At 56.6% G+C, this 11,884-nt stretch carries 13 protein-coding genes and 1 other annotated feature; of the genes, 11 read left to right on the top strand and 2 right to left on the bottom strand.

The window, feature by feature from the left end; all coding sequences use genetic code 11:
- The first annotated feature begins 11 nt into the window (after window positions 1-11).
- From NNL35_RS19935 to NNL35_RS19925, 3 genes are all read left to right on the top strand, one after another.
- Entirely contained in the window at window positions 12-425 is a 414-nt protein-coding gene (locus NNL35_RS19935; protein WP_006675527.1) for a hypothetical protein, read from the top strand.
- A 60-nt stretch (window positions 426-485) separates the two neighbouring features.
- Window positions 486-1,079, top strand: coding sequence for a CDP-diacylglycerol--glycerol-3-phosphate 3-phosphatidyltransferase (gene pgsA / locus NNL35_RS19930; protein WP_006675528.1), 594 nt, complete (start codon window positions 486-488; stop codon window positions 1,077-1,079).
- Between the two features lie 89 nt (window positions 1,080-1,168).
- A complete protein-coding gene (locus NNL35_RS19925; RefSeq protein WP_006675529.1) occupies window positions 1,169-1,678 on the top strand; it encodes a hypothetical protein in 510 nt (169 codons plus the stop codon).
- Window positions 1,679-1,759: 81 nt separating this feature from the next.
- Here NNL35_RS19925 and NNL35_RS19920 read toward each other — a convergent pair whose 3' ends face one another.
- On the bottom strand, window positions 1,760-2,428 hold the full coding sequence (locus NNL35_RS19920) for a DUF4097 family beta strand repeat-containing protein (RefSeq protein WP_006675530.1): 669 nt from the start codon (window positions 2,426-2,428) through the stop codon (window positions 1,760-1,762).
- Window positions 2,429-2,580: 152 nt separating this feature from the next.
- Here NNL35_RS19920 and NNL35_RS19915 point away from each other — a divergent pair, with 152 nt between their 5' ends.
- The 7 genes from NNL35_RS19915 to NNL35_RS19885 all read left to right on the top strand — a co-directional run bounded on the left by NNL35_RS19915 (window position 2,581) and on the right by NNL35_RS19885 (window position 8,486).
- Window positions 2,581-3,594 carry a S66 family peptidase gene (locus tag NNL35_RS19915; RefSeq protein ID WP_006675531.1) on the top strand — a complete coding sequence of 338 codons (1,014 nt, stop codon included), beginning with the start codon at window positions 2,581-2,583 and terminating at the stop codon, window positions 3,592-3,594.
- 20 nt (window positions 3,595-3,614) lie between these two features.
- Window positions 3,615-4,235: an alpha/beta fold hydrolase gene (locus tag NNL35_RS19910; protein WP_006675532.1), complete on the top strand. Its 621-nt coding sequence runs from the start codon at window positions 3,615-3,617 to the stop codon at window positions 4,233-4,235.
- 71 nt (window positions 4,236-4,306) lie between these two features.
- Window positions 4,307-5,653 (top strand): sensor histidine kinase, encoded by a 1,347-nt coding sequence (locus NNL35_RS19905; protein WP_040730208.1) that lies wholly within the window; start codon window positions 4,307-4,309, stop codon window positions 5,651-5,653.
- Window positions 5,640-6,275 (top strand): response regulator transcription factor, encoded by a 636-nt coding sequence (locus tag NNL35_RS19900; protein WP_006675534.1) that lies wholly within the window; start codon window positions 5,640-5,642, stop codon window positions 6,273-6,275. Before NNL35_RS19905 ends, NNL35_RS19900 begins: the two co-directional genes overlap by 14 nt.
- 162 nt (window positions 6,276-6,437) lie before the next feature.
- Window positions 6,438-6,905, top strand: a complete 468-nt coding sequence (locus NNL35_RS19895) for a thiol-disulfide oxidoreductase DCC family protein (protein ID WP_006675535.1) — start codon at window positions 6,438-6,440, stop codon at window positions 6,903-6,905.
- Window positions 6,881-7,825: a DoxX-like family protein gene (locus tag NNL35_RS19890; RefSeq protein ID WP_006675536.1), complete on the top strand. Its 945-nt coding sequence runs from the start codon at window positions 6,881-6,883 to the stop codon at window positions 7,823-7,825. Before NNL35_RS19895 ends, NNL35_RS19890 begins: the two co-directional genes overlap by 25 nt.
- Window positions 7,806-8,486 carry a DUF4166 domain-containing protein gene (locus tag NNL35_RS19885; protein ID WP_006675537.1) on the top strand — a complete coding sequence of 227 codons (681 nt, stop codon included), beginning with the start codon at window positions 7,806-7,808 and terminating at the stop codon, window positions 8,484-8,486. The genes NNL35_RS19890 and NNL35_RS19885 overlap by 20 nt, the downstream gene beginning before the upstream one ends.
- 267 nt (window positions 8,487-8,753) lie before the next feature.
- Here NNL35_RS19885 and aspS read toward each other — a convergent pair whose 3' ends face one another.
- Window positions 8,754-10,067, bottom strand: a complete 1,314-nt coding sequence (gene aspS / locus NNL35_RS19880; protein WP_006675538.1) for an aspartate--tRNA(Asn) ligase — start codon at window positions 10,065-10,067, stop codon at window positions 8,754-8,756.
- A gap of 119 nt (window positions 10,068-10,186) precedes the next feature.
- Window positions 10,187-10,407: a binding site (T-box leader), on the bottom strand.
- Window positions 10,408-10,671: 264 nt separating this feature from the next.
- Between aspS and NNL35_RS19875 the strand changes: the two genes are divergently transcribed.
- Entirely contained in the window at window positions 10,672-11,751 is a 1,080-nt protein-coding gene (locus tag NNL35_RS19875) for an alpha/beta fold hydrolase (protein ID WP_006675539.1), read from the top strand.
- The last annotated feature ends 133 nt before the right edge of the window (window positions 11,752-11,884 follow it).

Here is an 11,884-nt window from a genome sequence, read left to right as displayed (position 1 = left end):
AAGGAGAAGCGATGAGAACTTTAGGTTATATCGTCGGGGCCGGTCTCCTTCTGATCCAGCTATCAGGCTGCAGCGTCCAGGAGCGCGCCGTACCTTATCATACGATCGAGCAGGTCAAGAACAACATGGATGCGGAAGGATTGTCCTTGCAGCCGATTGACCTTCCCGATCCGTTGATATCGAAGGGGGCCGTCAACCAAGAGGCTTTTCGCATAGTAGACAGCGATGATGTGGTCTATCTCTTTGAGTATGAAGATGATCGGGCCGCGAACAAGGCTGCCCCGGATTTGCATAATGCGCTGAATGAGATCGAGATGATGAGTCCTCCAATGAAGATTGGCGTCAGCAATATACGCATCGTGTATATCAAAAGCGACCCTGAACAATTCGATATTGAACAAAAATTGTTGGGAGTTATCCGGTGAAAATAGGATGGCACTGCGCAGATTGCGCGAATCCATGTAGGGAAAGGCGAGGGGAGCGCCATGAATCTGGCCAATCGTATTACGCTGGCAAGAATAGGTTTGATTCCGCTATTTCTGCTGTTCTATCAGACTTACCCGGATTGGATGGTTGCTGAAGCCCCTATGCTCCGCTTCGCTAATGAGCATGGCGCCGAGGTGGCTGTGCTGCTATTCGTGCTGGCTTCGGCGACGGACAAATTGGACGGGTATGTGGCGCGTAAATACAATCAGATTACGAATCTCGGCAAGCTGCTGGATCCGCTGGCAGATAAGCTGCTCATCTCGGCCGCGCTCATAATGCTCGTGCAGCATCATCTGATTCCATCCTGGATGGCGGTCATCATCATTGGCAGGGAGATCATCGTGACCGGGCTTCGCATTGTCGCTTCGGCGCAAGGCATTGCTCTCGCTGCAGACCGGTACGGCAAATGGAAGCTGGTGCTGCAGGTTGCCGCTGTCGTTATCGTCATGGTGAACAGCCGAATGCCGCTGCCTTCACAGCTTCACGGCTTGATCGATTACGGCGTGATGGCCGCAGCGGTCGGCATGACGGTATATTCCGGATTCAATTATTTTCGCAGCAATCTGGATCGGCTTCACCTGGATACCTGCTGAATTCGATGCACGATTCCTTCGATAGCGGATTTGCAATGAGAGCATAAGGGAACGCAAATACTCTGAATATCTCGATAGGAGGGGTTTCGATGGAGGATGCCCATCGCAACTTCATTCGCATATCACTGCATCGCATGTGCGATCATTACGCACCGAAGCTGGATGCGGTTCTGCGTTCGCTAAGCACCGAAGACGTATGGCTTAAGGAATCCGGGCATTCCAATTCCATTGGCGGCATCGTGCTTCATATTGGCGAGCATATCCGGCGCCATATTGATCGGTATTCGTATCTTGGCCCTATAGCAGCTGGCGGCATAGAGAGCTATTTTCCGGATGAGGGCATCGACGTGACTGAACTGAGGAGCCGGGCGGCGAAGACGTTCGGCGAGTGGAAGCGGCTAATATCCCGGCATCTGGCGGCTGAACACGATGTGGAGCGGCTGGATATGGCGGACGTCTATCACTTGGTAGAGCATACCGGATACCATCTGGGGCAGATCATCGACCGTGCACAGCGGTTAAGCGGGATGCGATTCCAATTCATGCAGGGCGGGATTAACGAGCGCAAGCTGAAGAAGTTGTTGGAGCATGAGAAATAACGGTATAAAGAAGCCCTTCTTTGCAAGGACTCGGAGAAGGAAGGCGCGAGTCATCGTATGCGCGGAAGGGCTTCGCTTCATTTATTGGACGGAAATATGGCCTGAACCCGTCTTAATGCTTATCTCATGAGCCCCGCTTCCCGCGGTTCCCTCGGTCCTGCCCTTGCTCTGCCGGTGCTCCTGGAGCGGGATCGCGACAGAATGGCTTCCGCTGCCTGAACGCAGCTTGAGACGGAGGTCAGGATCCGGGGAATTCACATCCAGCTTCACATGGCCGCTCGCGGTCGACACGCTGACATTGCTGTGGAAATCCGCAAAATCAAGCGTGATGCTCCCGCTTTTGCCGGTAATCCGGAGATCCTCGGTATCCAAGCTGCTGGCGTGGACGCTGCCCGATGTTCCCTGGATAATAATTTGGCCGCCATAGCCGTTCGGAATGCGAACCTTAAGCTGCGGCATCATGCCGAGGTTGAAAATGCGGAAGAAGCTGCTCTGGAGTCCGATCGACAGGCTGTGCTTTCCTTTGTTGAGGATGATGCCCGGACCGTTGTCGTAACGCAGCAGCGACGCCTCCAGCGAATCGATATCCGCAGACTCCAGATGCAGAGTCGTGCTCCCGTGATCAATCTGAATCACTTCGATGCCTTCGAGATCGGCGGCATGCCGATCCCCTTCTTCTCCATTTCGATGTCCGCATCCGGCTAATCCCAGTATGGCCAAGACGAGCGCAATGGCGTATAATTTCTTCATCTTCATCCACTCCTCAATTTTCCAATCACAGCTTATGATACAAAATGACGCCGCGTCGCTTGCAATAACAGATTCGAAACAAACTAAACTCTTTCGCAGTCAAGCGGGAACAGGGCCTCATGTTCAAGACCATATAGACAGGGGGAAATGGAATGATTACATATCCGTCATTAAGGGACACTAGCACGATTGGCGTAACGGCGCCATCTTCGGGCGTGCCGGCAGCACTGCATGAGCTCCTTCATCAAGCGCAGGCCCGCATGGAGAAGCAAGGCTACCGGGTCGTATGGGGAGATACCGTATGGACCCAGGACAAAGCCAAGTCGGCCCCTGCCCGGCAGCGGGCCGAGGAGTTCAACCGGATGATGCAGGACGACGAGATCGGCATCATCATTCCGCCTTGGGGCGGCGAACTGCTCATTGAGATCGTGGATCAGATTGATTATGACCAGGCGAAGGCCAAATGGGTGCTCGGCTACTCGGATACGAGCGTGCTGCTGCTGGCCCTGACGCTGCGAACCGGGATCGCGACGGCGCATGGTCCCAATCTGGCAGACATGCGGGGTGAATATTCCGACGACACGACGGCCATGTGGAAGTCGGTCTTATCGACGCCGGCCGGAGCCTCCGTCCGCCAGCAGTCTTCTGCCGCTTATCAGGCAAAGTGGGATCATGCCAACCCGACGCCATGCGTGTTTCATTTGACCGAGTCCACGGCTTGGAGAACCGTCTCGAACCGGGAAGAAAAAATGGAAGGCCGCTTGCTCGGCGGCTGCATCGATGTTATACGGCATCTGATCGGAACACCATATGGCGATGTCCATCGCTTCAGAAATCAGTATGCGAGCGGCGAACCGGTCATTTGGTATTTGGAAAACTGCGAGCTGTCAGCGGCGGATCTGCGCCGTTCGCTCATTCACATGAAGTTGGCCGGCTGGTTCGATCACTGTTCCGGCATCCTGTTCGGCCGAAGCGCCGCCAATCATCCGGTCGACAACTATACGGCGGAAGATGTGTACCGCGAGCTGTCCGAGGAGCTTCACATTCCCGTTGTGTATGATATCGATTGCGGACATGTTCCGCCGCAGATGACATTCATTAACGGGGCATATGCCGTGGTCGAAGCAGCGCAGGGACAAGGCACGGTTGTGCAATATTTTACTTAGCAAGCAGAGGGGGAATGGAGATGAACATGAGCTTTGTCACTTGTCCGTCGGAATGGGGCAGAGAAGCGAGGCATAAGTTTTTCAGAAATGATTCGGATACGCTGGTGGTCGGCTTCCCGGGCATGCAGTATTCCTGCGAGATGCCGTTATTGCATTACGCCTGCAGCAGCGCCTTGGAGAATAAGCTGGACGTATTGCTGCTGGAATACGGCTATCAGAGCGCGCGAACTGACCTGACATTGGATCAGCTCCCTATTGTCGTGGCGGAAGCGCAGGCGGCGATCGACCACCTCCGCGGCAATTATGATCGACTCATCTTCGTCAGCAAAAGCTTGGGCACCATCATTGCCGGTCAAGTGGCCGAGCGTATCAACAGCGATGCGATCCGGCACATCTATCTTACGCCGCTGGATGATACGGTTCCGTATATCCAGCGCTCCAGCGGAGCCGTAATATATGGGACCGCAGATACGGTTTTCAGCAGCGAGAGCGTGCAGGCGATTGCCGGATTGGAGCAGATGCGGATCGTTCCGGTCCCTAACGGGAATCATGCCTTGCAAGTGGGCAATACAATAGATTCGTTGGACGTATTGAAGGAGATCGTATCGATTTATAAGAGCATTTTCGGAACAGCGCCTTAATCATTGTAATTGTCGATCGGCCGAAGCTTGTCCGGTGCATGCTCGAACAGAAGTTTACGGGACGGGATGCTATGCTGCATTATTTTTTGTCGCTGCTGACGGCGGCGATCATCCTCTTAGGGAATCATCCCCGCAGCGAGACGAATCGCTGGGCCGCTGTCTTCCTGATTAGCGCGTCCATCGGCGGGCTGGCGGAAATACTGGCGGAGAACGGACTTCCCGGCTGGTCCGGTGCGCTGCAGTTCCTGAATCAGACGCTGACCCCTTACGGAGTGCTCGTGTTCAGCATGGTGTACGCGGAGCGATTCCCGCAGGCCAGGACGCGCCGGATGATGAAATGGCTGCTTCTGCTGCCCGTCGCGGTGATGCTGGCAGTCACGCCTTTCCATCCGGTGCTGGCACTGGACTTCCGTCTGCTTCTTGTCTGGACCGGGCCCTATTATTTGCTGTCCTGCTATTGGCTTGTTGCTTCCTTGTGGAAGGAGACGGATCGGAGGAAAAAGCGCAGCCGCTTGATCGTGACGCTCATTGTCGTACCGACGATATTGGCGGTACTGGCGTTCATCAATGTGGCGAATGCGATTGGGCTGGAGATTGATTTTTTTCGTTATATCTCGGTGTTTATCATCTATTCGTTGGCGTTGGGGCTGCTCTGTTCCTTTCTGTACGGCGTGCTGAGCGTCAGGCTGCGCTTCGAGCGGGACCCGCTGGAGAGCACGATGCAAGCGGTCAGCTCGGGAACGGCTCTGCTGAATCATACGATCAAGAATGAAATCGGCAAGATCGCCATCAGTTCGGAAAGCTTGAGGCGCGCGCTCCCGGAAGAGGACGAGCCGTCGCGCCAGCATCTGGAGATTATCTCCCGCGCAGCGGAGCATATGCTGGCAATGGTGACACGGATCCACAGCCAGATGAAGGATGTCGTACTGCGGGAGGAGCCCTGCCGGCTCGATCGGCTTGCCGAAACAAGCTTGGCAGAGCATGAGCTGCTGTTCGCAAGCCGCCATATCGCGGCCGATACGGACTATGCCTGCCGTCCCCTCGTTCTCTGCGATGCCGTTCATATGACAGAGGCGCTTGGGAATCTGCTGCGGAACGCTGTTGAGGCGATGCCGGACGGCGGAGCCATACGCATCAAGATCGAGGACAGTCCGCAAGGGGTGCGCTTGTCGGTTCAGGATACCGGGACAGGTATGAACCGGGAGCAGCTAGCGCGCGGCTTCGAACCGTTTTACAGCACGAAGGGGCATAGGTACAATTTCGGTCTCGGTCTGTCCTATGTGTACAATGTGATGCAGAAAAGCGGGGGAGACGTACATATCGCGAGCAAGGAAGGCGAAGGCACTTGCGTAACGCTGCAATTTCCGCGCCGCGCAACCATCAGCAGGAATGGAGGGAACCGTCATGAATCCGATTAAGGTGCTTCTGGTCGAGGATGATCCCGATTGGATTAAAGCGATGACCTCATACCTTAATCAGGAAGAGGACATCCTCGTCATCGGGGCCGCCACGGGGGCCGAAGAAGGCATACGGCTCGCCCGGACGCTGGCCTGCGATGTCGTGCTCATGGATATCCAGCTCGGCGATAAGCCGCTCGAGGGCGTTTATGCCGCGGTAGAGATTCATGAGATCAGTGAGGCCAAGATTATTATGCTGACCTCTGTCGCTGATGAACGCGTTATGACGCAGTCCTTCACGGCGGGGGCGGTCAATTATATCGAGAAGATCAACTTCGAAGCGCTCCCGCATGCGATCCGCAGCGCGCACCGTCATCCCGGGCCGATGGAGGCGCTGCTGAAGGATTACGCCCGACTGAAGCGTGATGAACAGTTGAAGAGGCTGACCGCCGCGGAGCGGGAAGTGTTCGATCTGATCGAGGCGGGCTATACGCACCCGCAGATCGAGCAAAAGCTGTACAAAGCCGAGAGCACCTTGAAGAATCAGGTGAATAAAATATTGAAGAAGCTCGGCGTGCGCAGCAGCAAAGAGGCCGTCAAGAAAATAAGGCGGAAAGGGCTGTTCCTTGGAGACCGAGATTAGCCCGGAAGTCAGGCGCAAGCTTCATCAATTCATATGAATATGACTCGAGACTCAGGGTACTACGTTGCGTAGTACCCTATTGTCATTTGGTTCTATCCTAGTTGGAACTTATCGGAGCGGCCCCTCCCTCGCTACAATTAGAGGGGAAAGGGAGGGATGCGCATGACAAGCAGGCTGAGCAATTCGAGGCAACCGGTTCTGTTGCTGATGGACGGAGAGTGCTTGCTCTGCCACAGCCTGACCCGCTTCATGATCAAGCGGGATGCGAAGAGACGATTCCGGTTCGCTGCGCTTCAATCCGAAGCGGGGCGGTATGTGCTGGAACGCGCGGGCAGGTCCGGCCGTCTGCCGGACAGCTTCGTCATGGTGCAGGGTGCTGCCTGCTATACGAAGTCGGAGGCGGCGCTGCGCGTCTGCCGCGAGGTAGGGGGACTGTGGCGGCTGTTGTATGGATGCATCGCCGTGCCGGCTCCTGTTCGGGATTGGGCGTATGACTTTATCGCCGCGCGGCGCTACCGGTGGTTCGGCAGACGGGGAGCCTGTCTGCTGTCTGTGCCGGAGATGATGGACCGGTGGATCGAGACCGTAGAGGAGGTTGGCGCGCGATGCGAAGGAAGCCGATCTACGTGAAGCTTGAGATCCGTACGGACATGGACACGCTATGGGCATATACGCAGACGCCGGAGCTGCATGAGCAGTGGGATTTGCGTTTTAGCCGGATTACGTATTTGCCGCGCGAGCAGGAGGAGCAGCCGCAGCGGTTCCGCTATGAGACGCGGATCGGATTCGGCCTTGCGATTGCAGGGACGGGATTGACGAAGGCCCGCCGGCTGGAGGACGGGAGAAGGATGTCCACCCTCCTCTTCGGCTCCGATCAGGCGTTGTCGCTCATTTGCAAGGGCAGGGGCTATTGGATATATACTCCGCTAGGGGAAAAGATCTCCTTCGAGACGCAGTATGATTACGAGACGAGACTCGGCCGCCTGGGCAGGTGGTTCGACCGAACGGTATTCCGGCCGCTGTTCGGCTGGGCCACCGCCTGGAGCTTCGACGCACTCCGGATCTGGCTGGAGCGCGGCATTCCGCCTGCCGCGAGTATCGGGCGGGCCGCTATTCATTATGCCAGCGTCCTGCTGCTGACGCTTCTCTGGTGCTGGCAGGGGCTGGTGCCGAAGCTGCTGTATCCCGAAGCCGGCGAGCTGGCGCTGCTGCAGGCTTCCGGCCTGTTCCCGGGATGGGAGAGGCCGGCGCTCACTCTGCTCGGCTTCGCCGAGATCGGGATCGGCCTGATGACGACCGCATGTCATCGGAAGACATGGATGTGGCGCGGGCAGGCCGTCCTGGTGCTGCTGCTCGCCTGCGCTGCGCTCGCCGGCAGCCCGGAATTGCTGAAGGCGCCATTCAATCCGGTGACGCTCAGCACGGCCATGATCGGACTCGGCATTATCGCTTCGGTCTCCGGCCGTGATCTGCCGCAGGCGAGCCGATGCGCACGCACGCCGACCCAGGCCGCGAAGGGAGGGAAGGCACATGACGGCGTCGATCTATGAACGGGCGCTCGGTCCCGAGTTCGCCAAGCTTCATCCGCGCATCCGGGAGCGCTTCGGCTTCTCCAGCCGAGACGGGATCGCCTCGATCGGCCAAGGCGTAATGGAGCAAATATGGTATTCGCGATGGGCCGCTGTTCCGCTCCATATCGGCACGTTCCGGCACATTATGTTCCCGCAGGCGGGCTGCCAGGTCCCGTTCACGATCGAAAATTATGCGTACCGGGATCGGTACGGGCGGGAGACGGTCTCCTGGATTCGAAGCTTCCGGTTCCCGCACCGGACGCGCCGCTTCGACGCGACGATGATATTCAGCCGCGAGCGGGACGGCGTGGTCGATTATTTGGGGAACAAGCAGCATTTGGCGGTCGATCTGGCCTTGTCTGCGGATGCGAATGGCGGGCTGCGCATCCGCTCGGGCGATCAGCGTTTCTATGAAGGCGGGCTGCAGTTCCGCTTCCCGCGCCGGTTCACCGGTACGGCCGATGTATGCGAATGGTATGACGAGGATGATCAACTGTACCGGATCTCGGTGGAGGTGACGAATCCGCTGATTGGGCCCGTGTTTTCCTACCGGGGAGCATTTCAGGCCCGGTTCATTGAGACGCGGCATGCCGCCATTCCGGCGCATATCAAGCCGCTACGCGAGGAAGCGCGCGAGTAGCGGGGGACGGAGAGGGCCGACTACAGGAACTTCGAACGGATTCGGCAAGTTCGCGGCTCCGTCTTGGCGGTAAGGCGGTGACTGCGAATATGGCATATCGAGCGCCCAGGCTGCATGATTGCCACCCACTCCTTGAGAGGGGGAGCGGCCTGCGTTCTAACCGATGGAAGCCAGCCATCGCTTCGAGACGCCCCGTTCCGAAGTCCCGCTGCGGCGGCTTAAGCGGGCAAAGGGCTTCCGCAACGGAAACCCTTTGTCCATTCTGCATTACGGCGTCAGCCGGTTGCGATCGCGCGGGAAGGCGGAGGCTTCCCGCACATTGCCGAGGCCGAGCAGTCTTGAAGTCAGCCGCTCCAGCCCGATGGCGAACCCGCCATGCGGCGGCATACCGTACCGGAACAGCTCCAAATAGCTGTCGAAATGTTCCGGGTTCAGGCCACGGCTCCGGATCGAGGCGACGAGCTGATCCAGCTCATGAATCCGCTGGCCGCCGGTCGTAATCTCCAGACCGCCCATCAGCAAGTCGAAGGATGCCGTCAATGCCGCTTCATCCGCGGCCGGCATCGCGTACAACGGACGAATCTCCCGCGGGTAGCGGGTCAGGAAGACAAAGCCCGGCCGGTTGTTCTCCGCAACGTATTGGCAGAGGAGGCGTTCCCCTTCCGGATCGAGATCGCCTTTGGGCGAGAGCTTGCCGTATTTCCGTTCCAAAATGCGATGGGCTTCGGCAACGGTCATGCGCGGAATGTCCGCCGTCAGCGCAAGAGGTTCGACTTCGAGCAGGTTGAACTCATTTTCACACTGGCGGGCGACGGTATCGAACATATGCTTCAGCAGTTCCTGCTCCAGGTCCATCAGCTCTTCCTCGGACCGAATAAATCCGACTTCGGCATCCAGCGAAATATACTCGTTCAAGTGACGGGACGTATTATGCTCCTCGGCCCGGTAGACCGGCCCTATCTCGAAGACCCGCTCATACCCGGCGCCCACCATCATTTGCTTGTAGAACTGGGGAGATTGGGCGAGATAGGCGGTATGCTCGAAGTAATTGATCGGGAACAGATTGGAACCGCCCTCCGTGCCGGAGGCTACGATTTTGGGTGTGAAAATCTGGGTAAAGCCGTGCAGGGTCAAGTAATCCCGGAAGGCGCCTGCAAGGGCGGATTGAATCGTAAAAATCGAATGAGCCTTTCTATGCCGCAGGGACAGCACGCGATGATCCAGCATCGTATCCAGTCTGACCTTCAAATGCTTCTTGTTCAGATCGAACGGAAGCGGGGACGCGGCCCGATTCAGCACTTCCACCCGATCGGCATGGATTTCGATGCCGGTCGCCGCCTTCGCTGCCGGTACGGCCCGGCCATGGACGGCAACGACCGATTCCAGCGTCAAGGACAGGTCAAGCCATTCTCCCTCTAGCACACATTGAACGATGCCGCTGCGGTCGCGGACATCCACGAAGGCAACCTGACCCAGATGACGCACGCCGTGCACCCATCCTTGTATGATAACTTGCCGTCCTTCGCAACGGGATACCGTGGAGCAAAGCACACGGACTTCGGATTCCTTGTTAATAGACATCGTAACATCCTCCTTATTCGATTGTTCCGTGAGTTGAAGATATTGTTGTTGTCATCATCATCGTCGCCGTCGTCCATGTGATCACCCCCTTTCCCGAAATACAAAAAAACCCCGTCCCGAAAAGGGACGAGGTCTGATTCACGCGGTACCACCCTAATTATCGCACAAGGCGATCACTCTTCCCCTGTAACGGCGGGAGACCGTCCGCTCCTACTGGCATCAGCGTTCAGGCGGCGCTCTCTGGTGTCGTTCACGTAATTGCAGCCGCCATCCTTCCAGCCAAGGGATAGCTCTCTGTCGGCTCCAGCTTCACGCTACTGCTCCAGATCATCGCTTTGAATTTGTCATCCATCATATTACAATGCCGCAGGTGCTGTCAATGGTCTGTTTGCGGACAGATGGCAGTTGGATGCAGCATAGGGGCAAGCACAACAGCATCACCCGACAACAGCCTGCCGAAGGGATAGCTTTCCATTCCAGCGTCAAAATTGGCAGGTAAATATTTCCCTATAGCAAGAGGAATTCATCTGCCCGTCTGAAATGAGTCTTGAGGAAGACTGACGCAGCTTCGATTTGATGTCAGGCAGGTAAGAAGGAGGCACATATGTGGATTGTATGGATAGTTATAGGCGGAGTGGCGGCGTTGATTGCCGGATTGGCGGGATATGTTACATGGAAGAAAAAGAGGAACTCAAAGCGGATCCGAATTTCTTCCACGGGCAAAGGCATTGATTGCAGGGAGTTCGTTACGATTGGCGGCATCCCGCAATATTTGCATCACCGCGGCGAGAGCACGGACAATCCGGTCCTGCTGTTCCTGCATGGCGGCCCGGGATCACCGATGCTGCCCTTCGCCCAGGAGTTCCAGTTGCCGTGGGAGAAGCGGGTGACCGTCGTTCACTGGGATCAGAGAAGCAGCGGAAAAACATACCTCCGCAACGATCCGGTCCAGGTTACGCCGACAACGACTGTAGAGCAAATGGTTGAGGATACGCGCCAGGTCGTGGCGTATCTGCAAAAAAAGTACGGCCAATCGAAAATTATCATTATGGGCCACTCCTGGGGCTCGGTGTTGGGCAGTCTGTTCGTCCAAGCCTATCCCGAGACGGTGAAGGCCTATATCGGTGTCGGCCAGGTGGTCAATATGCTGGACAATGAACGCATCGGCTTCGACAAGGCGCTGGCAGCGGCGCAAGCGGCCGGCAACCGCAAGGATACGGAAGCGCTTCTTCGCATGGAGCCATATCCGCTCCCTGAATTCACGGATGGATGGTACAAGGCCATGATGAAGCTGCGCAAGTACCAGGGCAAATATAAGCTCGCGGCTGGCCCTTCGTTCGAACTGGTCGCAAGCGCCTTATGTTCCCCGTTTTATTCGTTCCGGGATACAAGCATCTTTTTCAAAGCCAAAGCGATGGGAGAAGCACAGTGTCATATTTGGAAATACATGGTTGAATTCTTTGATTTATCTGCGCTCGGATTGGTTTATCAAGTTCCCGTCTTTTATATCCATGGGGAACGGGATTGGCAGACTCCTTATTCGCTGGCCCGGGATCTCTTCTCCATGATAGAAGCGCCGCGGAAGCAGTTCTATTCCATTCCGGAGGCAGGACATGCCACGATGCTGGATCAGAAGACGAGATTTACCGAGGCATTGATGGATATATTGGAGCAAGTTCAGTAGAGATAAGAAGTGGAGGGGAACTCTTCGTGATTGGGATGCGGGGCAAAATGGCAAGCGGCATTTATGATTACAGAGTGTCAGCGCATTGGTATTCAGGTGACGGCAGGCATTCTGCACGCGACATCTCGTCGTT

The organism is Paenibacillus dendritiformis (assembly GCF_945605565.1).
Classification (GTDB): Bacteria; Bacillota; Bacilli; order Paenibacillales; family Paenibacillaceae; genus Paenibacillus_B; species Paenibacillus_B dendritiformis_A.
Note: the sequence above shows the minus strand (reverse complement) of the source record. Positions and strands in the feature narration are given on the sequence as shown.